Annotated in this window: 21 protein-coding genes; 13 read left to right on the top strand and 8 right to left on the bottom strand. The window is 65.3% G+C overall.

All coding sequences use genetic code 11. From position 1 onward, the window contains the following. The first annotated feature begins 59 nt into the window (after positions 1 to 59). On the top strand, positions 60 to 938 hold the full coding sequence (locus MFF62_RS21080; RefSeq protein ID WP_238265074.1) for a BON domain-containing protein: 879 nt from the start codon (positions 60 to 62) through the stop codon (positions 936 to 938). Between the two features lie 99 nt (positions 939 to 1,037). On the opposite strand, the gene MFF62_RS21075 is transcribed toward MFF62_RS21080, so the two are convergent. Continuing rightward, entirely contained in the window at positions 1,038 to 1,343 is a 306-nt protein-coding gene (locus MFF62_RS21075; protein WP_238265073.1) for a hypothetical protein, read from the bottom strand. 202 nt (positions 1,344 to 1,545) lie between these two features. On the opposite strand from MFF62_RS21075, the gene MFF62_RS21070 reads away from it, so the two are divergent. Continuing rightward, positions 1,546 to 2,112 carry a malto-oligosyltrehalose synthase gene (locus MFF62_RS21070; RefSeq protein WP_238265072.1) on the top strand — a complete coding sequence of 189 codons (567 nt, stop codon included), beginning with the start codon at positions 1,546 to 1,548 and terminating at the stop codon, positions 2,110 to 2,112. 18 nt (positions 2,113 to 2,130) lie between these two features. Here the strand turns inward: MFF62_RS21070 and MFF62_RS21065 are convergent, their stop codons facing one another. Both MFF62_RS21065 and MFF62_RS21060 read right to left on the bottom strand, forming a co-directional pair. Next, entirely contained in the window at positions 2,131 to 2,613 is a 483-nt protein-coding gene (locus MFF62_RS21065) for a hypothetical protein (RefSeq protein WP_238265071.1), read from the bottom strand. Between the two features lie 262 nt (positions 2,614 to 2,875). Continuing rightward, a complete protein-coding gene (locus tag MFF62_RS21060; RefSeq protein ID WP_238265070.1) occupies positions 2,876 to 3,214 on the bottom strand; it encodes a hypothetical protein in 339 nt (112 codons plus the stop codon). Positions 3,215 to 3,506: 292 nt separating this feature from the next. Between MFF62_RS21060 and MFF62_RS21055 the strand changes: the two genes are divergently transcribed. Together MFF62_RS21055 and MFF62_RS21050 are read left to right on the top strand one after the other, a co-directional pair. Then, positions 3,507 to 5,039 (top strand): BON domain-containing protein, encoded by a 1,533-nt coding sequence (locus MFF62_RS21055; RefSeq protein WP_238265069.1) that lies wholly within the window; start codon positions 3,507 to 3,509, stop codon positions 5,037 to 5,039. A gap of 111 nt (positions 5,040 to 5,150) precedes the next feature. Next, positions 5,151 to 5,429, top strand: coding sequence for a hypothetical protein (locus MFF62_RS21050; protein WP_238265068.1), 279 nt, complete (start codon positions 5,151 to 5,153; stop codon positions 5,427 to 5,429). Positions 5,430 to 5,460: 31 nt separating this feature from the next. Here MFF62_RS21050 and MFF62_RS21045 read toward each other — a convergent pair whose 3' ends face one another. After that, positions 5,461 to 5,889, bottom strand: coding sequence for a RidA family protein (locus tag MFF62_RS21045; protein ID WP_238265067.1), 429 nt, complete (start codon positions 5,887 to 5,889; stop codon positions 5,461 to 5,463). Positions 5,890 to 5,997: 108 nt separating this feature from the next. Between MFF62_RS21045 and soxR the strand changes: the two genes are divergently transcribed. Beyond that, entirely contained in the window at positions 5,998 to 6,534 is a 537-nt protein-coding gene (gene soxR / locus MFF62_RS21040) for a redox-sensitive transcriptional activator SoxR (protein WP_238265066.1), read from the top strand. A 135-nt stretch (positions 6,535 to 6,669) separates the two neighbouring features. Then, positions 6,670 to 6,999, top strand: a complete 330-nt coding sequence (locus tag MFF62_RS21035; protein ID WP_238265065.1) for a DUF4148 domain-containing protein — start codon at positions 6,670 to 6,672, stop codon at positions 6,997 to 6,999. 101 nt (positions 7,000 to 7,100) lie between these two features. On the opposite strand, the gene MFF62_RS21030 is transcribed toward MFF62_RS21035, so the two are convergent. Both MFF62_RS21030 and serA read right to left on the bottom strand, forming a co-directional pair. Next, the gene (locus tag MFF62_RS21030; protein WP_238265064.1) at positions 7,101 to 8,084 is read right to left on the bottom strand and encodes a tripartite tricarboxylate transporter substrate binding protein; all 984 of its coding nucleotides are present in this window, start codon (positions 8,082 to 8,084) and stop codon (positions 7,101 to 7,103) included. 174 nt (positions 8,085 to 8,258) lie between these two features. Further along, a complete protein-coding gene (serA, locus tag MFF62_RS21025) occupies positions 8,259 to 9,464 on the bottom strand; it encodes a phosphoglycerate dehydrogenase (protein ID WP_238265063.1) in 1,206 nt (401 codons plus the stop codon). A 230-nt stretch (positions 9,465 to 9,694) separates the two neighbouring features. Here serA and MFF62_RS21020 point away from each other — a divergent pair, with 230 nt between their 5' ends. Beyond that, positions 9,695 to 10,756: an SMP-30/gluconolactonase/LRE family protein gene (locus MFF62_RS21020; RefSeq protein ID WP_238265062.1), complete on the top strand. Its 1,062-nt coding sequence runs from the start codon at positions 9,695 to 9,697 to the stop codon at positions 10,754 to 10,756. A gap of 45 nt (positions 10,757 to 10,801) precedes the next feature. Here MFF62_RS21020 and MFF62_RS21015 read toward each other — a convergent pair whose 3' ends face one another. Both MFF62_RS21015 and MFF62_RS21010 read right to left on the bottom strand, forming a co-directional pair. After that, positions 10,802 to 12,544: a polysaccharide lyase family 20 protein gene (locus MFF62_RS21015; protein ID WP_238265061.1), complete on the bottom strand. Its 1,743-nt coding sequence runs from the start codon at positions 12,542 to 12,544 to the stop codon at positions 10,802 to 10,804. A gap of 51 nt (positions 12,545 to 12,595) precedes the next feature. Next, on the bottom strand, positions 12,596 to 12,850 hold the full coding sequence (locus MFF62_RS21010; protein ID WP_238265060.1) for a hypothetical protein: 255 nt from the start codon (positions 12,848 to 12,850) through the stop codon (positions 12,596 to 12,598). 57 nt (positions 12,851 to 12,907) lie between these two features. Between MFF62_RS21010 and MFF62_RS21005 the strand changes: the two genes are divergently transcribed. The 6 genes from MFF62_RS21005 (at position 12,908) to MFF62_RS20980 (ending at position 20,362) form a co-directional block, all read left to right on the top strand. Continuing rightward, the gene (locus MFF62_RS21005) at positions 12,908 to 13,879 is read left to right on the top strand and encodes a SphA family protein (RefSeq protein WP_238265059.1); all 972 of its coding nucleotides are present in this window, start codon (positions 12,908 to 12,910) and stop codon (positions 13,877 to 13,879) included. 193 nt (positions 13,880 to 14,072) lie between these two features. Next, positions 14,073 to 15,731, top strand: a complete 1,659-nt coding sequence (locus MFF62_RS21000; RefSeq protein WP_238265058.1) for a PHP domain-containing protein — start codon at positions 14,073 to 14,075, stop codon at positions 15,729 to 15,731. A 281-nt stretch (positions 15,732 to 16,012) separates the two neighbouring features. Next, entirely contained in the window at positions 16,013 to 16,420 is a 408-nt protein-coding gene (locus tag MFF62_RS20995; RefSeq protein ID WP_238265057.1) for a PepSY domain-containing protein, read from the top strand. 5 nt (positions 16,421 to 16,425) lie between these two features. Further along, on the top strand, positions 16,426 to 17,097 hold the full coding sequence (locus MFF62_RS20990; protein WP_238265056.1) for a response regulator transcription factor: 672 nt from the start codon (positions 16,426 to 16,428) through the stop codon (positions 17,095 to 17,097). Further along, positions 17,094 to 18,419, top strand: a complete 1,326-nt coding sequence (locus tag MFF62_RS20985) for a sensor histidine kinase (protein ID WP_238265055.1) — start codon at positions 17,094 to 17,096, stop codon at positions 18,417 to 18,419. The genes MFF62_RS20990 and MFF62_RS20985 overlap by 4 nt, the downstream gene beginning before the upstream one ends. Positions 18,420 to 18,730: 311 nt before the next feature. Next, positions 18,731 to 20,362, top strand: coding sequence for a tyrosine-type recombinase/integrase (locus MFF62_RS20980; protein WP_238265054.1), 1,632 nt, complete (start codon positions 18,731 to 18,733; stop codon positions 20,360 to 20,362). The last annotated feature ends 100 nt before the right edge of the window (positions 20,363 to 20,462 follow it).

Genomic DNA, 20,462 nt, shown 5'->3' with positions numbered 1-20,462 from the left:
ACTTGCCCCCTTGTTCATATCGGGGGCGATTGGCGCCCCGGCACCATGGAGGCAAGGCAATGAATCGATTCGGCAATCGATCCGACAACTACGGTCGTCGCCGCAGGCCCGATGAGCAGTATGGCGGTTATGAGGAAGGCTACGGCCATGTGCCGGGCGACGATCGCGACTGGCGCCGCCGCGACCTTTCCGCGGGCCGCTATGGCAACGGCGGCGAACGCAATCCCTACGATGCAAACGAAGGCCGCTGGGGCAGCGACGACCCTCGGCAAGCCGGCGCCTGGCGCCAGGGCCGCACGGCGCAACTAAGCGGCGGCTGGCGCTCGCGCGGCGCCACCACGGTCTACTATCCCGGTCGCTCGACCTACGGCGAGGCTCAGGACGAAAGCACGCCACACAGCCCCGGCTACGTCAGCGCCTACAGCAGCGGTTATGAAGATGGCTATGACGCGGCGTCAAGGTCGTCCAGCAGCCAGATGCCGGGTCGGCAGGAACGCTGGGCCGGCACGCGCGGCGGGTATGAAAGCGGGTATGAAGGGGATCCCAGGGTCCAGGGGAACTACCGGGGCAACGAGCGGGGCGGCGAGCGCGGATACGGGACGGGTTATGAAGATTACGGGGTCACAGCGGGTCGCAATTTCCGGCAGCGGCCGCACTTGGGTGAATCGGCGAGCGGACGCGCCGTGGGTCCCAAGAACTACACGCGCTCCGACGAGCGTATCCGTGAGGAAGTCTGCGAGCGTCTGACGCATACTCCGACGCTCGATGTCAGTGACGTAACGGTGACCGTGGCGGGCAGCGTGGTAACGCTTACCGGTTCGGTCGACAACCGCCGCATGAAGTACGAGGTGGAAGATATCGTCGACGATACCTATGGGGTGTCCGACGTGGTCAACCAGATCCACGTACGGCCCTATGGCGTACTGGCTTCCGAGTAGGAGTTCAGGGTAGCACGCAGCACGTCCGGACCACCCGGCTGCATTGTTCGAGCCCCGGCCATGCCGGGGTTTTTTCTATCGGCGCAAGCGCCAGTGACGCTACAGGTCGCTGCCGCTGGGCGGCGTCTCCATGCGCTTGTCGGTCTGGTCGGCGCGATCGACCGGCGTATCCGACGGCAATTCCTCGGCAGCGCGCCGCACTTCTTCAAAAATTTCATCTTCGGGAAGTTCGTCGTCGGATGGCTCGTGGCTTTCGCACGCCACGTCGCTCAGTTCGCGCTCCAGGTCGTCGGTGGCTTCGGCCTCGAGGCTCGGGTCGAGCGTGCTCGGAATACCTTCGGGCTCTCCAGATTCCGTGGTGTTGGACGCGCGGTCCGGATGAATGTGTCGAGAGGTCTTGCTCATCTTCACTCCTCAGGTTGTCGGCGGGATGGGATTGTCATGACCCTTGGGCGGCAAGTTGCATGCCAGTGAAAAGCCGCTGGCATGCGCCTATATTGGTTCCAAGGGGACCGCCGCCGTGGCATGGAACCGATCCACCCGAAAGAGGCTGGAACGGCAATTGCTGACGCTGAAGCAAGGCAAGCATCGTGCGAGGGAGATAGCGATGAACCTGACCGGCATTTTCGCCACGCTGAGCGTGGCGTCCTCCGTGGCCGTCTCTTCCACGCCCGTCGAAAAGCAACTGCTGGCCATCAGCCCGCACGACTTTGCCCAGCAGTTCAATGTCGCGGCCCAGGAATCCGGGGCCAAGCTCACGTTGCCCGATTTTCGCGCCAAGCCAGGCTGGCATCGCGCCACCACCAGCAATGGCATTTCCGTACTGGTTCGTGCCGCGCACACCGGCTATGCGCTCGACGAGGTCATCGTGGTCTGCCGCGCCGTCGAGCAGTGCATGCCGACCATCGCCACCGCCGCCAAGGCCATCGATGCCACGGTGGATCCCAACCTGCTCCAGTACTTTGTTGCCGCCCGCATTGCCTCGCAACTGGGTGAGGTCGCACTGGTGATATCGGGGCTGGTCTACCTGGTGGTGAATCCCGCCGATGAAGACTACGTGGCCCTGGTCATTCGTCCCTATCAGCCCCAGCAGGAACTGACGGCCCGGCGCCAGGCGGCGCTGCGCGTGCCGCCCGGCCCGGCATCGGCCATCGCTCCCAATCCGGCAAGCTAGCGCCAGGTTAGCGGCAGGCTAGTGGAGGGGAGGTACAGTGCGCCGTGCCGGCATGCCGGCCGCGCGTGCCGGTGTGAATTCCATCGCGCGTTGCTCCAGCAGCCGTTGCAGTTCCGTGGCACTTCGGTAGTAGTGCGCCAGCAGCAGACGCAACTCGGGCTCCGTGAGCGGTTCCCTGAGCAATTCGCCATAAGCTACCGCGGCGCGTCCAGCCTGCTGGGCGGCATGGCGCAACAGCGGCAATTCGCCGGACTCGGCGGGTGGTGCCAGATGCTGGGATTCGCGGCGCCGGCTTTGCGTTGCCGATGCGTCTCCGTCATCCGCTATTGGGCCTGCACGCGTGGCCAACTCCACCGCGGCACAGCGCTGCATATTGGCGCGATGGGACAACACGGCCCGGATCTGCGGATCCGATGCCACGGCCGCCACGGCCGACAACGCTTCTGCACATTGCATGGCGTGACGGCTAAGCCGCGCCAGCCGGATGTTCAGTGCATCCATGTACGTCTCCAGTTAGTACTTTTACTGTAGGTGACGCGCGGTGACGGGCGATGAATATGCGACGTTGGCGTGGTTAATGTTGCGCGCAACGCAGTGCCCCTCGATGTGCCTTCTCACAGACACCGTAGACCATGCAAAAAACGCGCCGCACCCATCCCTGCACAGGGTAGGTGCGGCGCGCTGCTTTCGGATCTCCAGAGCTGCGACGCCCCGTGGAAAGGTAGATCCGTCGGCGTGACCGGAGTCGGTGGCCTGACTTGCCTTACTGCTTGGGCACCGGGTCCGGAGAATCGCCCTTCGGACCCGAAGGTGCCGTCGGGGTTGCGGTAGGCGAGGCGTTTTGCTCGCGAGGCTTCTTAGCGCGCTGGCCGGTGTTCTTCTTCGTCGACTTGGCGTCGTGCTGCTGCATGGTCGAGTCCCCGCTCATCATCGCGCCGCTGCCGGCGTTGCCGGAACTGCCGCGTTGCGTGCTAGGGCCTTCGGGTGCCGGCGGGGCGCTCGGGTTCGGCGCGTTCGGAGACACCGGAGCCTGCTGAGCCATGGCAGGTACGCAGAGAAGGGCGCTGATGGCCAGCGCGGTGGTGGTGAGCAAGCGTTTCATCATTCGTCTCCCAGAGAATTGGTGGCGGTGACTTCACGATATGACTCAGGCACCCACGCGCTCAGGGGGACACCACTGAATCGACTGTAGGCCGTTGACTACAGCATGTGGACCCGGCCGGCAGGATTTATATGGTCATGTAAATCGGACCGCCCGGCCGTGGCGATAGCCGGACTCTGGACGTTGTGGAATGGCGCCCGATGCGCATGGCGCCCGTCAGCCGCTGCGGTATGGAATTTGCGTCGCTGTACCCGTGTTGATCCTCAAATTGATCCGCAAACCGGAGACGCTCATGAACCAGGGAAGCAACAGGGGCAGTGGCTCGGACGACCGCTTTGGCTCCTATGGCGCAGAACGCGATGACCGCAATGAACGCGACGACGAGCGCCGCACGCAGAACCTACGGCAGCGGCAGCAGGAGGCCTATAGCGGCGGCGACTGGCTGACGCATCGGCAGCAAGGCGGCAGTGACTGGCAGGGTCGCGGCGGATCCCAGCAGGGCAGCGGCAGCGACTGGCAGTCGAGCGGTCAGCAGCCAGGCGGTACCCGCTGGAGCGGTTCGCAGGAATCGTCGGCGCAGGGTTCTTCCTCGTCATCGGTGTCGGCAGCGAGTGGTTATGGCGGCTACGAGGGACAGCCCCGCCGATACGACGAAGGCTACGGCGAAGGCCGTTACGGCCAGTACGGCGAAGGCAACCAGGGTGGCCAGCGACGCCAGTCATCCGGGCGGGAATTTGGCCGCGACAGTGGGGACGCTGGCGAGCGCTACCAGCCACGCCAACATGCCGAACGCGAGCGCTGGGGCAACTGGCATCAGGAAGGCGAGGAAGGACGCGGCAGCGAATGGTCCAGCCAGCAGGGCAGCCAGCGAGACGAGTGGGGACAAGGCCGCGCAGTCTGGGACCAGCCCGCACGCAGTGGTACTTCGTCACGCCAGAGCGCCTGGGACCGCGGCCACGAATTGGGTCGCGAAATGGGCCGCGAGTTGCAGCCGCGGGGCCGCGGCCGTGAATCGTGGGGCGGTGGCTTCGAGCGGTCTTCGGCATCGGAGCCCGACATGCGCACGCACTATCGCGGGGGCTATGGCATGTCTGACTACGACGCACTGGAGCCGTCTGCTGGACAGAGCGACCAGGGCTGGCAGCGCCGCGCCGCGTCGGACTGGCTCGACGAGCACGAGCGGCGCGAACGGCTTGGACAGCGGTTGGCCGGCTACGGCGGATCGGCTGGCCGAGGCGGGCAGGGCAGCCAGGGCGACTATGACCCGAACCAGCGGGCCTACGAACACTTCACTGGCGCCAGTGAGCGGAACGATCTGAATCGCGGCTACGGCGGCGCGGGCGGCTCGGCAGCCGCGCGACGCGCGCAACGCAGTGGTCCCAAGGGTTACCAGCGCTCCGACGAGCGTATCCGCGAGGACCTGTGCGAGCGCCTGGCCATGAGCGGCCGCCTCGACGTACGAGAGGTGGAGGTGACCGTCAGCGGCGGCGTCGTGACGCTAAGCGGCACGGTGCAGGACCGTCAGCAGAAATATCGAATCGAGGACATGGCCGACGAAGTCTTCGGCGTCAAGGACGTCCAGAACCAGATTCGCGTCATGCGCGAGTCGAGTCAGGGTCGTACCGGCATGTCCGGCCGCAGCGGTGTCTCAGGATCGTCGCAAAGCCTTGGTAGCCAGGCCGGCACTGCCACGTCCAGTGCATCGGGTAGTACCGGCAGCCTTGGGGCAGGCGGCGCGAGCAGTCTTGGCTCTGGAAGCACAAGCAGCCTGGGCAGCAGCACTGCCAGTTCCAGCAGCACCGCGCCCGGCAAGTCGGGGGTCTGAGACAGTCATCTGACGTACGCCCCGTCCACTCCAGCGCGGCAGGTCCGGCCTGGCCGCGCTGGCGATTGCAGCACGCATCGAACAACCATTCATTCCAACAAGGAGATGCCCATGCCATTCGCCTATGCCGGTACCCGTCGCCGCCGCAATCGCGACAGACGCCGTTCCCCTGATAGCCTCGAAAACCCGGCAACCCCTCAGAAGCGTGAAGCCGCTCCCGATGCCAGGGAAGAGCGCGATCCACTTGCCACGCGGAAGGCATCGAACGAAGAATCGCCGACAGCCCGCAAGGATGAACGCGGTGAAATGCAGCCTGGCGTTGGCAGTGAAGATCTGGTGGATCCAGGCAACCGCGACCCCGATGCTCCTCCGGTCGACAATCGTTCTTGACGGAAGGGAGCCCAGGGCGCGTTCGGGCCCCTTAATCCGGCAGCACGGCCACCGCCTCGATCTCGAACAGCATGCCGTCCAGCGCCAGTCGCGGTACTGGGATCAGCGTGCAGGCGGGCGCGGGCCAGTCGCCCAGCAGCGCCTGCCAGGCCCGGCTGAAGATTGCCAGTCGCTCCATCGAATGATCGACGATGAGCACCGTGATCTTGGCGATGTCGGGGATGTCGGCCCCGCCGGCCTGTAGTGCCACGCGCAGGTTGGCCAGTGCCTGTTTCACCTGGGCCGCAAAGTCGGCGCGCAAGCCGCCGCACATGTCCTCGCCGCCCTGGCCCGCGGCGAACACGATCCTGGCGGGCCGATTGGCGATGGCCACGTGCGAATAGCCGTTGAGCCGGGGGTCGTAGAGGTCGGGCGGGTTCGAGAATTGCAGGTACGGCGCGCGGGGCGATTCGAGCAGCATGGCAGGGTCCTGGTTGAAAGTTGCGCCAGTATCAAACCTCAACTGCACTTGAGGTCAAGCGTGATTGCGATACCATTGCGCATCGCAAGGGCTTTACGAATGACCCGCATGACAACCCCATCGAAGACCGCCGAGTCCAAGGCCAAGTCCGGCGCCAGCTCGGGCGCAAACGCGCGCCCGCTGCGGGCACGCGATCCGCTGACCGTCGGCGAAGTGGCCGAGCGCAGTGGCATCGCGGTATCGGCGCTGCATTTCTATGAATCCAAGGGATTGATTGTCAGCACGCGCAGCGCGGGCAACCAGCGGCGCTATCCGCGTGGCATCCTGCGGCGGCTGGCGGTGATTCGGGTGGCACAGCGCATGGGGCTGCCGCTGGCGACCATCGCAGAGGCATTCGAGCGCCTGCCGCGCAACAAGGCGCCGACCGTGGCGGACTGGCGCCGGCTTTCCGCCGCGTGGCGCGACGATCTCGATGCCCGCATCCATATGCTGACCATGCTGCGGGACCAGCTCGACGGCTGCATTGGCTGCGGTTGCCTGTCGCTGAAGGCGTGCCCGCTACGCAACCCGCAGGACATGATGGCGCGGGAAGGGCCGGGCGCCCATATCGACGAAGCGGGCTGCCAGCATCGGCCAAAGCGCTGAACACGGCGCTGAAGACCGCGCGCGGCCTGGCGGCGATCGTGACAACCCGACAATGCCGTGCAATCTGGCAAAGGCTGCTGGCGATTGACGTCCATGATGAATCCTGTTCACAACCCTGCTGACAAGGAGCAAATCATGAACACACTGCAAAAACTGTTGATCGGCGCTGTAATCGTTGCCGCCCCCGCCATGTCGTTCGCCCAGAGCGTCCAGAACGCCCAGGCACCCGTCACGCGTGCCCAGGTGGTGGCTGACCTGATCGCTGTGGAGAAGGCCGGTTACAACCCGGGCCGCAACGACGACGACTATCCGGCCGATATCCAGGCCGCCGAGGCCAAGGTGGCGGCGGAGCAGGGCGTCCAGGCCGCACCGGTGGTCAAGCCCGTCATGAAGACATCGATGCACGCCGCCAACACCGTGCCGCGCATCGACCTGCCGCGCAACGCGTTCTACGATGGGGCCTGATCCCAAGGGCGGCCAGCCATGACCTTGCCGCGTCCCCTCACACCTGGCCGCATGTGTTGCGGCCAGGCGTCCTTGCATCACTGACTTACTGGCTTGCGGGCTTACTGGTTCTTCATGGCCTCGGCCAGGCGCGAGATGATCTCGCCCTCGCTCTTGAACGCCTGCTTCGCATAGGCAGCGTACTGGTCAGGCCCCATATAGTTCGTGTCCATGCCGTACTGGCGGGTCACGTTCAGGAACTTCGGATCCTTCAGCGCATTGCGGAATGCCTCGTCGAGGCGTTTCACCACAGCGGGTTTCATGTTCGCCGGGCCGATGATGCCGAACGGCGAGTTCGACCACACCGGATAGCCGATTTCCTTCAGCGTCGGTGCATTCGGAAAATCAGCCGCGCGCTTCTCGGACAGCGTCGCGAGCACACGCATCTGCCCGTTCTGCACATACGGCAGCAGCGTATTCGACAGCACCGCCACGTCGGACGATCCGCTCAGCAGCGCGGTAATCGCCTCGGCGTCGCCCTTGTAGGGCACGTGCGTCCAGTTCGATTGCGACACGCGCGCCAGTTCGGAGATCGTCAGGTGCTGGCTGCCATAGATGCCCGTGGTGCCATAGCTGATGCCTTTCTTGTCCTTCTTGGCGTCGGCGATTAGTTCCTGCATGGTCTGCCACTTCGCGTCCTTCTTCACCGCCACGGCGAAGTTGTAGTCCGCGATCATCGAGATATACGTCAGGTCTTTCGCCGGGTCGTAGCGCATCTTCTGCACGTGCGGCAGCCGGAAAATCACCACCGGGGCCATGCTCAGCGTGTAGCCGTCCGGCTCGGTCGTCACCATTTGCGTGGCGCCCAGCGTGCCGCTGACCCCGGGCTTGTTCTCCACGACGATCGACTGGCCCAGCTCGCGCCCGGCCGCGTCGGCCAGTGCCCGGGTGACCTGGTCGGTCACGCCGCCCGCGCCGTAAGGCACGATCAGGCGGATGGGACGGGTCGGGAATTCGTCGGCGGCGATGGCCTGCGTGCCGATGGATGCGCCCAGCGCCAGCCCGGATGCGGCCAGCGTGACGCGAAGAAAGCGACGTCGTTGCATGAGGTTGTCTCCTGGTTGTCTGCCGGATCTGTCATGTCCGGTCTGCGAGGTTGTTCGCGCAGTATGACAATGCAGGAGACCCGCCGCCATCGGGGATTGGCGCGGGTGCCATCCATATCCACAAAATTCATCGCCCGCATGCAGCCGCCGCATGCGGGCTATTCCGGGCGAGGTTTAGCCGTTGACGATCACGCGCGAGCGGATAAACGACTCGTGCTGCATCAGCTTGTCTGCCCAGCCGGCGGGCGGCACCAGGCTGACATCGGTGATCACGTAGCCAATGTCACCCTCGGTCTGCAGTTGCTGGGCCTCGATGTTGGCGCCGATCTCGGCCAGCGCCTGGTTCAGGTGCGACAGCGTGCCGGGCCGGTTGTAGTGGATGTTCAGCACGCGCGCCGGCGAATCGAGCGGGTTAGGCTGGATCTGCGGCAGGTTCACCGCGCCGATCGTGGCACCCGTTTCCAGGAAGTTGGCCAGCTTGGTGGCCACTTCCACGCCGATGTTCTCCTGGGCTTCCTCGGTGCTGCCGCCCACGTGCGGGGTCAGGATCACGTTCGGCTTGCCCTGCAGCGGCGTGACAAACGGGTCGGTATTGCTGCGCGGTTCTTCCGGAAACACGTCGATGGCGGCGCCGGCAATGTGGCCGTCGTCCAGTAGCCGGGCCAGCGCCTCGATATCCACCACCGTGCCGCGCGACGCGTTGAGCAGGATCGAGCCGGGTCGCATCGCGGCCAGGGCCTTGGCATTGAGCAGGTTGCGCGTCTGCGGCGTGGCCGGCACGTGCAGCGTCACCACGTCGGCCGCCGCCAGCGCGTCTTCCAGCGAATGCATCGGCACGGCGCCGCCAATGGAAAGGCGAGGGCGGACGTCGTAGAACACCACGCGCATGCCCATGGCCTCGGCCAGGATGCCTACTTGCGCGCCGATGTTGCCGTAGCCGATCACCGCCATGGTCTTGCCGCGGATCTCGAAAGAACCCTTGGCCGATTTCTGCCATTCCCCCTGGTGCGCAGCGCGGCTTTTCTCGGGAATGCGGCGCATCAGCATGATGGTCTGCCCGATCACCAGTTCGGCCACCGAGCGCGTATTCGAGAACGGCGCATTGAACACCGGAATGCCGGCGTGGGCGGCCGCGTTCAGGTCCACTTGCGAGGTACCGATGCAGAAGCAGCCCACCGTCAGCAGCCGTTCGGCGGCAGCAAAGTGCTCGGCGGTCAGGTGGGTAGCCGAGCGGATGCCCAGTAACTCGTGATCGCGCACGGCTGCCAGCAGCGGCTCGCCGGCGATTGCCTTGCTTTGCGTGGCAATGTCGATCTGGTGGCGGCCCAGCAATTGCTGGCCGCTGGCGTGGATGTTTTCTAGAAGGAGAGCGCTGGCCATGATGTTCGGGCGATGCTTCAGGAGAGTTGAGAAAGCTGGTCAGGCGTCCTGTCCCGGACGCGCACAAGTCAGACAATAGCACCGACCCTTTCCCGTGCTGAGGGTATGGACAAGGCATTTACCCGCTCCATGTCATCGTACAAGTGCTTGCGACGTGGCGATTTTTCTCATAGGATGTCGGACAACTAAAAGGGCCGAAACGGCCCATCCACAACCTGTGAGGAGACAGCATGGAATCGAACAACAAGGGTGTCGACGCCCGACGTCGCCATTTGCTCAAGGCCGGTGCGGCCCTGGGCGCGGCTGCGGCAAGCGGCCCGGTGCTGGCGCAAGCCTTTGAATTCAAGGCCGCGCAGCGTTATCCGGACCCCGCTGTCGAGATCCTGGACCCGAGTTTCGGCAAATACCGCCTGTTCAGCTCCACGGTGGAGCAGGTGGCAACCGGATTCCGCTGGGTGGAAGGTCCGGTCTACTTTGCCGATGGCCGCTACCTGCTGTTCTCCGACATCCCGAACAACCGCATCATCAAGTTCGACGAAACGTCGAACCAGTGGAGCGTGTTCCGCTCGCCGGCCAACTTCACGAACGGCCACTGCCGTGACAAGCAGGGCCGCCTGATCAGCTGCGAGCACCTGACGCGCCGCGTCACGCGCACCGAGTACGACGGCTCGATCACGGTGCTGGCCGACCGCTACCAGGGCAAGCGCTTCAACTCGCCGAACGACATCATCTGCAAATCGGATGGCTCGCTGTGGTTCACCGACCCGCCGTTCGGCATCGCCGGCGACTGGGAAGGCGACAAGGCGGCGTCCGAACTGCCGCATGCTGTCTATCGCATCGACCCGAAGGACAACAGCGTGACGCAGGTCATCGCCGACCTGAACGGTCCGAACGGCCTGGCGTTCTCGCCGGACGAGAAGAAGCTCTATGTCATCGAGTCGCGCGCCCAGCCGTACCGCGTGATGTGGGCCTACGACGTGAGCGCCGATGGCCAGCTTGGTGCCAAGACCAAGCTGATCGATGCCAACGGACCGGGCGCGCTCGACGGCTTCAAGGTCGACGTCGACGGCAATATCTGGGCCGGTTGGGGCAGCAGCGGCGCGCCCGGCGCCGATCCGTCCAAGCTCGACGGCGTGCGCGTGTTCAACGCGCAGGGCAAGGCCATCGGCCATATCCATCTGCCCGAGCGCTGCCCGAACCTGTGTTTCGGCGGCCCCAAGCGCAATCGCCTGTATATGGCCAGCAGCCACTCGGTGTACGCGCTGTACGTGGAAACGCGCGGCGCGGTCTAAGCGCGCTGCGGCGGCTGGCGCCCTGGTTGGGGCGCCATGCCGACGCTACTTCTTGATGGCCAGACGAATGGCCATCTTCCTGATGGTCACACCGATGGCTATCGGCACCTGGAACCGGCTGTCCTGGCCGTCGACGGACTGGACGAACAGGCTGCCGGTGTATTCCCCATTGGGCAGGTCCGGATTGTCCGCCGGCCGATACTCAATTTCCAGATCGCTTTTGGCTATCGGGAATACGGGGCAGCGGAGCGTGCTGTTCATCATGACCTTGCCGCAAGGGCTGATATCACGGCGGGCCCTGAGATACATGGGATATCGCGCACCGGAATCCTGCCGGGTCAAGAAAGCCGTGACGATGGAATCAGTGCGCTTGCCGTCTCCGGTGAGTGTTGTCGGCCCACTGGCCTGAAGCTGATCGGGCACGACGAACGCAATGGGGCCACGTAACGGACGGTTGGAGATTTTTCCAAAGCGCAATACCGTACCTGGTCTGACTTCGCCCGAAAGGCTGGTGACAAAGATCTTGATATGGATATCGACCGTCCGGAAATAGGCGGTGTCATTCCAGCCATGTGCCTGCAGGCGCAGTATTCCCTGATAAATGCCTGTCGGCAGGTTGCGATTATCTTCGTCGTCGAAATGGATGCCCAACTGACCGTAGCTACCCAGGCTGCACGGTGACACCACATTCATCGGCACGTCACCGCACTTCGTATGACGAAGTCCCCGAATATTTACTGCCCGCTTCTTGCCGTCCATCTTGTTCGTCAATTCGATCGCGAACATCGATGTATCGCGCACCGTGACGTTCCGGTTCAGCACGATAGGCGCGCCGGTGACGCCTGGTTGCGGTGGCGCGATAAATCCCACCGGTCCACGGACCGCCGCATTGCCGACAAAGTCCACCGGTATCCGCGTGCTTGCACTGCGCTTGCTTGGGTTGCACCGTTCCAGTGTTCCGGTCACCACCGGCGACACATCGATCAGGCGTGCATCGGCGCGTCCGATCCGCATGTCGCTGACCCGTACGGTAATGGGGCCTTCGGAGGTCGTGGAGTCCTTGCGCGAAGGCCGGTAGATACCGGTTTTCAAATAAGGCGTGCGGTCTCTGGACAGGTTGTACGAGTTCTGGCGTTTCTCATTGTAGACGAGTTCGCCGTCACGCCAGATTTCGATCACGCCGCTGCCATCGGTGGCCCATTTGGCGTGGATCAGCCAGTCGGTCAGCTTGTCCGTTTCCACGGGTGCTTTCAGCTTGGTGCTTGAGCGCTGGATATTGGCGGGACTGCCCCAGGCGCCGGAAATAACCCACTGATCGTTCTTGTGGTGAATGGCCAGATTGGGAAAGTTCCTGCTGACCTTGTCGTTGCCCATTACCGCGTGCCATTGCAGGACGATATAACCGGCGTCGTCCGCCATCTGATCGACGGAAATCCGTGCGCCGTACCACCGTTCCTGCAAGCCTTCTTCCGCAGGCAGGGCCAGCTCGGCACGGAATGAGCCCGGGTCGCCCGGCAGCGTGAAGCGTGTCGCGTAACGGCCGTACAAGCCCGGCGCGGCATCCTTGACTACCCGATCCGAGGATATTGGTCGCGTTTCGGGGTCATACAGGGCATCGATCGAAAGCGTCCATTTGGTGAAATCTCCCCTGAAATCCTCCTTGTAGATGATTTTCTTGCTGGTATCGAATACGTCCTCGGGTTTCAGTGTCCGGGACGCATGCTGTGCCTGGGCTTCGGGCATCAAGGCGCCGATGGCAAAACACAGCAATACGGTGGCCAGCGTCAATCGCAAGCGCCTGGCCGCAAGTAAAAAAACCTCCGATGGTTCGCATAATGACTACTCCAAGACTGGGGTCATGACGAAGGGGAAAAACCGGGCGAATCTGGCGCGGCGAAGGGCGCGCAGCCAGAATGCGTCCGCGACAAATTCCATCAGTGCGGCTTTCGGAGGGTGTTGCTTGCGGTCAATGGCAAGCGAATGGCGAGTGGTTTCCAAGCGGACGGCGATCTCCGCCAGAGCGAGCAAGAAAGTTAATTCTCCCGCCCAGAAAACTAAATTCCATTCCGTTGGGAATCTGCGAGGATGCAGCATCCGCATCGTCGCCGCGGGGCGTGTCCCCACCGCACGTCCGCACCCCAAGGAGCCACCATGAAACGCGCAAGTTCGGCCATTTATCTGGCCATGGCCGTGGGCGGATTGCTGTCGCCGCTGGCCGCGCAAGCCACGGAAGGCGCGCTGGGCAGACCGGTGGCGGGCACCAGCGTGTCGCCGAACGTAGGCGTGATTCCGGACCAGCCGGTATGGATCGCCAACCTGCAGCAGCTATATCTGGACGGCTCCATCAGCAGCGGCCGCGAGGTGCCCATTGGCGGGCGTACCACGGCAGGCATCGACGCCAAGATCGCGTTCACGCTGGCAACCATCATGAAGGTCTGGGACACCGGGCCCGGCGCCTGGAATTTCGCGTCCGCCTTCACGCTGCCTTACGTCTGGACCACGGCCAGTACCAATTTTGTATTCACGGGCCCGGGCGGCGGCACGTTCTCGCGTGGGACATCTGACCGTGCATCGAATCTCTACGACATGTACTTCAGCCCGCTGATTGCCGGCTACCACTTTTCGAAGACCACCCATATGGCGTTGAGCTTCAACGTATGGGCGCCCACGGGGCAGTACGACAAGAATGCACTGGCCAATCCCAGCCTGAACAACTGGACGTTCGTGCCGCAGGTCGCCTTCACGCACCTGATGCCGCAGTACGGGCTCGAATTCAACGCCGTGGCAGCTTTCCAGTTCTACACGCGCAATACGGCCACCGATTACCAGAACGCGCCGCTGTTTACGCTCGATGTGATGGGCGTGAAAAAATTCGGCAAATGGGGCGCGGGGCTGGTCATGGGGACTGTCCAGCAACTGGGCGACGACACCGGACCCACCGCCGACCGCCTGAACGGTTTCCGGGGCCACGACTTCACGATCGGGCCGATCATCACCTACGACACCAAGCTCGGCGGCAAGGCGCCACTGTCGTTCAGCCTGCGCTGGGTGCCCACCGTGACCAGCAAGAACCGGCTGGACAGCACCGCAACGGTCATGGCCACCACCACGCTGGTGTTCTGATTCCCCCGGGCCGACGCCCAAATATCACGAAAGCATCACTCGCTCGTCACATGTGGCGGGCATCCTCGCGCCCAAGGTTTTCTGCCAGTGCGGCTGGACCTCCGGGCAATCCGCGTGATAACGTTTTGACCTTGGGGCCGATGACGCACGGCAAAAAAGGGTCGAACGATCAATAGGTTAACAGGGAAGTTTCATGCGTCACATGAAGTCTGCGATCAGTCTGGCGGCGGCACTGACCGTCGCTTTTGCGTTCTACGGCTGCAACGGCAGCGACGACACCAGCACCACCAGCAGCAACAACGGCGGCACCACGCCGGTCACCCAGCCGACCGCGCCGTCGACGCCCGTGGCCGAGGTCACCGGCAAGTGGACGACCGGCGATCTGCACGTCCACACGATCGAATCCGACGATGCGCAGGGCAAGCTGGTCGACGTGCTCGACCAGGCGATGATCACCAACAATCTCGACTGGACGGCGATCTCGAACCACCTGCGCGTGTCCACGCGTGACCAGAACGGCACCGCCATCGTCGGCGGCCCGATTCCGTACTCGAAGGCCATGGCCGACTACGAGATCCCGGCCGTGCGCCAACTCCAGGTCAATGGCAGCTATATCAACAAGCTGATTTTCTCGGCGTTCGAGTGGGACATGCCCACCCACGACCACATGAACGTGGGCATCTTCACGGGCGCCCCGCTGGCCACCGCCACCAAGGCCGCCAACCAGTTCGAGTACTACTTCACCGACCGTCCGGCCGCCCAGTTCGACGCCGTCGACGTGGCCAACTGGAACGCCAAGGGCACCAAGGGCTACACCACGCACGCCGATGCCGTGCGCGCCGTGGCCTGGCTGCGCGACAACTTCCCGGACACCAGCTACGCATTGATCAACCACCCGTCGCGTAACACCGGCAAGTACACGGTGGCCGACTACCGCGAGTTCAACGACACCGCCCCGAACGTTGCGTTCGGCGTGGAAGGCATGGTCGGCAACCAGATGGAACCGGATCGCGGCGGCTACACCACCGCGTACGTCGACGCCAACCTCAAGAACCGCGTCTATGGCGGCGTGGACTACGTGGTGGCGCAAGTGGGCGGCATCTGGGACGCGCTGCTGGGCGACGGCCGCCGGTTCTGGAACGTGGGCGACTCCGACCACCATTTCAAGACCATCACCCCCAACAGCAGCGGCTACTTCCCGGGCGAATACGCCAAGACCTACGTGTGGATCGATAACAAGAACACCGGGGTCAAAGGCGTGCTGGAAGGCGTGCGCTCGGGCAAGATGTTCTCGGTCTTTGGCGACCTGATCAACGCGCTCGACTTCAACATTGCTGGCGGCGCTGGCAAGGGCGAGATGGGCGGCGAGTTGAAGGCCAAGGCTGGTGAAACGGTGACGGTGACGATCCGCTTCAAGAGCCCGGACCGCAACAACTACCAGTACCCGATCAACGGCGGCGTCAACGTGAACATGCGCCCGGTGGTGGACCACATCGACCTGATCGCCGGCGACGTCACGCCGCGCGCGGCGTCTGGCACGCCGGAATACAGCAAGGACACCAACGATTCCACCAAGGTGATCGCCACGTTCACGTCGGCAGACTGGAAGCAGGACAAGGACGGCTACAACACCGTGACCTACACCTACGTTGCCGCCAAGAACCAGTACTTCCGCCTGCGCGGGACCAACCTGGGCATGAACGTGGCCGGCGAAACGTCCAACGGCAATCCGCTGCCGGACCTGAAGACCACGGTCACCGAGGACAACGCCCGGTTCAACGCCATCAACGCGCGCAACTACAACGACCTGTGGTTCTATTCGAACCCGGTGTTCGTGACGGTCGGCTCGTAACCGGTGCCTTGCCGCCGGCCCGCCCTTAGCGCCCCAGCGTCTGGAGCCAGAAGGGCAGGCCGGCACCGGCCATGGCCACGGCCAGCGGTGCGAGCTGGGCGAGGCCAGCGCCGAGTTGGCGCAGGAAGGGAGAACGCGGGGCAGGGGGTTTGGGCAGGCGTGGCATGGCGGTGGGCTTGTAGGAACGTGAATGTTGGGGGCATGATGCGTTGTGCTTCCTGAATGGCACCTGAGCCATCCGTTCAGGCGCCGTTCAGCTTGGCCCGCCGACAATGCCCCCGATGACTGCCTCGCCCCCGCCTCTCCCGCCCAGCCGGCCGTTGTCCGGCGTGTCCCGTTCAAGCACCACCGCCAGACTGCGCGGCGCCTGCCGCATGGCGGTGCTGCTGGCCGTGATCGGCCTGGCGGGCACGGCCGGCACCTCGCTGGCCGATACCGACGCCGACCGCGCCCGCGCGGCGTTGCGCTCCGGTGAAATCCTGCCGTTGTCCCGCATCCTCGAAACCGTATCGCGCCAGTACGCGGGCGACGTGATCGACGTAAAGCTCGACCGCGAAGACGGCGCCTGGCAATACGAGGTCAAGCTGCTGCTGCCCACCGGCACCGTCGCCAAGCTCGAATACGACGCCCGGGACGCGAAGCTGCTCAAGGCCAAGGGGCACGACCTCGACCGCGCCCGCAAGCCCTGACCGCCATGCGCATCCTGCTAGTCGAAGACGAAGCCACGCTGGCGGCCCAACTGGTACAGGCGCTGACCCAGGCCGGCTATGCCGTGGACCATGCCGCCGACGGTATCGACGGCGAGCATCTGGGCACCGAACATCCCTATGACGCCGTCGTGCTCGATCTCGGCCTGCCCCGGCTGGACGGCCTGACCGTGCTCAAGCGCTGGCGCCAGGCGGGCAACAACGTGCCCGTGCTGATCCTGACCGCGCGCGATAGCTGGGTAGAAAAGGTCGAAGGCATCGACGCCGGCGCCGACGACTACCTGACCAAGCCCTTCCGTACCGAGGAACTGCTGGCCCGCATCCGCGCGCTGATCCGCCGCTCGGCCGGCCGCACGTCGCCCACGCTGGCCTGCGGCCCGGTGCTGTTGGCAACCGGCAGCGGGCAGGTGAGCGTGCATGGCCATGCCGTCACGCTGACCGCGCATGAACTCAAGGTGCTCGACTACCTGATGCACCACCAGGGCACCATCGTCAGCAAGAACACGCTGACCGAGCACATCTATGCGCAGGATTTCGATCGCGACAGCAATACGATCGAGGTCTTCGTGGGCCGCCTGCGCCGCAAGCTCGGCGTCGACGTCATCGAAACCGTGCGCGGCCTGGGCTACCGCCTGCGCCCGCCGACGGACGTGGCATGAAGCGCGCCTCGCTGGCCCGGCGCCTGCTGGCCATCGCCACCGTCTGGATCGCCGGCACGCTGTTCACCACGGGCTGGCTGCTCGACACGCTGTTCGGCCGCCATGTCGACCGTACCTACATCACCGAACTGGACCGAGACCTGACCAGCCTGGCTGCCGCGCTGGAGTGGCGTGGTGACGCCCGGCTGGAACTGACGCGCCAGCCCGCCGATCCGCGTTTCGAGCTGCCTTATTCGGGCGCCTACTGGCAGGCGGTGTCGGGCGGGCAGACGCTGCGGTCGCGCTCGCTCTGGGACGTTGATATTCCGGTTACGGTGGAACGCGAGGTCGGGCAGGGCGGTGCCGATGTCCGCATCGGCCCGCGCGGACAGTCGCTGCTGGTCAAGTCGCGCCGCTTGCAATTGACCGGCGCCGAGGTGCCGGTCGACATCACCGTGGCGCTGGACCGCACCGAACTGCGGCAGGCCAAGCGGTCGTTCCGGCATCTGCTGTGGCTGTCGCTTGGGGTGCTGGGGCTGGGCATTCTTGGCGCGGTATGGGCACAGATCCGCTTCGGCCTAGCGCCGCTGTCGCGCCTGCGCGCGGCGGTGGCGCGGCTGCATGCGGGACGCGAACCCACGCTGCCGGGCGCGTGGCCGGTGGAAGTCCAGCCACTGGTCGACGAGATCCATCTGCTGCTGCGTCGCAACCACGAAGCCGTGGAACGCTCGCGGCGCCAGGCCGCCGACCTGGCGCACGCCGTGAAGACACCCTTGGCGATTCTGGCCAACGATGCCGGCAGGTTGCCCGCGCCCGCGTCGCAGCGCGTGATGCAGCAGGTCGACGCCATGCGCCAGCAGGTTGACCGCCATCTGGCCCGCGCCCGCGCCGCAGGCGTGGGCGGCGCGGCGGGCGGCGCCGTGGCGGTGCGTCCGGCTGTCGATGAACTGGTGCGCGCGCTGAGTCGCCTGCACGCCGACAAGCCGATTTCCGTGGAAATCGAAGGGCAGGCGAGCTTTGCCGGCGACCGCCAGGACCTGGTGGAAATGCTCGGCAACCTGCTAGATAACGCGTGGCAGTGGGCGCGGGGCAGGGTGCGCGTGGACCTGGTAACGCAAGCCACCGGCATCGAGATCCGCATCGACGACGACGGCCCTGGCATGCCCCCCGACGATATGGCGCGCGCCGTGCAGCCTTACGCCCGCCTGGACGAGTCTGCTGCCGGCAGCGGTTTGGGTTTGGCCATCGTGCGTGATGTCTGCGCGCTGTATGGCGGTGGGTTTGAACTGGCAAGGTCGCCGTTGGGCGGGTTGGCGGTGAGTGTGAGGCTGCCGGCGGGCTAACCAATTGCTCCGCCTTGCTTTGCTCCCCTCTCCCGCGTCGCGGGAGAGGGGTTGGGGGAGAGGGTAGGCGCCTCAAGTACTAACCAGCCCGGCCAAGCACGACACGCCGGCCCTCACCCCCGCCCCTCTCCCGCAAGCGGGAGAGGGGAGCAACTTCGGCAGGTTCGATCGCGTCTATTCTTGGCGAGACGGTGCTCCCCTCTCCCACAGGGAGAGGGGAGCAAACCATCAGCAGCATCGACCCCACCAGCAGCCTCGCCCCCACCATTCGGTTATCATCGCGCCCCTCTGCCGATTTCCGAATTTCCGCCTTGTCCCCAGCCGTACCCCGGCGGCGCGTGCGCCCGCCAGTAGCTCCCGAGCGCCTGCTCGGGCCGCATCACTTTGCCTGTTACCGTGGTCATCTGCAGGGGCTCGACCTCGGCCGGCTGGCCGCGCGCTACTTGGGGCCCGGCCTGGATCTGCGCCAGGCGCGTACCACGCTGGCCTGGATCGAAAGCGAACTGGTGCGTGGCGTCAAGCGGCTGGCCACGCGCCCGCGTGCCGACGGCGAGGCGGCCATCCTGACCGAGAAGACCTGGCTGGCCATGATCGTGCCGCGTGCCGGCGAGAGCACCACGGCACGCCAGGTGCGTCAGCGCAAGCTGCTGCGCGCGCTGGACGCGTTGCAGCCGCTGCTGCTGGCGCGGCCGGCGCCGGGCGATGCCGTGGCGGGCTGGTTCACGCCCAGCATTGCCAGCCGCCTGGCCAGCGCGGGATGGATGACGCTGGCCGACCTGCAGGCCGCGCTGGCGGCCGACCCCCGGCAGTGGTATCGCCACGCGCACGGCATCGGCGAAGCCACCGCACACGAGATCGAGGCGTGGCTGCATGCGCAATCGATGTCGGCAGGCGCACCGGACGCGCCACCCCAGACGCTGGCGCCACTCGAATCGCTGCGCCACACGGCCAGCCAGGCAGATGTTGGCGCGATCCAGACCTGGCTGGCGGGCTACGAGCCAGAGGGCTGCCACACCTGGCGCCACTACCGCACGCAAGCCGAACGCTTCCTGCTCTGGACCGTGTTCGCGCGCGGCAAGACGCTGGCCACCCTTGGCGCGGAAGATGGCGCCGCCTATCTGGCCTTCCTGGCCGACCCGCAACCGGCGGCGCAATGGGTGGGCCGGCGCGGCACGCCGCGCGACCGCCATGACTGGCGCCCGTTCGAAGGGCCGCTGTCGCCGGCCAGTATCCGCCATGCCGGCAAGATCCTCAACATCCTGTGCGCCTGGCTGGTCCGGCACGGACACCTGAGCGCCAACCCGTTCCAGGTGGCACCCCGTGTGGCGGCGCCGGCGGTGCCGCGCATCCAGGCAGACCGCAGCCTGGGCGGCGCACAGTGGCAGCACCTGAAACGATACGTGGCGGGCTTGCCGGCAGCCGACGCGCGCACGGCGCGGCTGCAGTTCATGCTGCGGCTCGTGCATGCCACGGGACTGCGCGTGTCCGAACAGGCGCAGGCCACGGTGGCGGATCTCACCTGGGCCGATGGCTGGACCCTGACCGTGCCGGGCAACCGTCCGCGCACCAACGCGTTGCCAGACAGCGTGATCGACGCCTTGCGCGACCACATGGACGCACGAGGCCTGGGACGGGATGTCGAGCGCCTGCCCGCGCGGACGCCACTGATCGGCCGGGTCCAGCAAGATGCGGACGATGCGCCGCTATCGGTCGCGCAGATTGCGGCCATCTGGAAGCGCTGCTTCACGCAGGCCAGCCAGGCACTGGCCGACGACGATCCCCAGGCCGCGCAGCATTTCGCGCAGGCCAGCGCGCACTGGCTGCGGCACACCGCCGGCGCCCAGGCGCTGGCCCGGGGCGCCAGCCGCAAGGCCGTGCAGCGCCAACTGGGGCATGCCTCGGTCAGCACCATCGCCGCGTATGCCGACGTCGAACTGCATTGAGCGGCCAGGCCGGTGAAATCCTTCAACATACCCGCCAAAAACTCTTAATTCGGATTCCCGGCGCCAGGGCGTAACCTGCGCCCATGCCGACGCTCCGGCA

The organism is Cupriavidus pauculus, assembly GCF_022179805.1.
In the GTDB taxonomy this organism is placed as follows: Bacteria; Pseudomonadota; Gammaproteobacteria; order Burkholderiales; family Burkholderiaceae; genus Cupriavidus; species Cupriavidus pauculus_E.
This window is presented reverse-complemented; position numbering and strand designations above follow the sequence as displayed.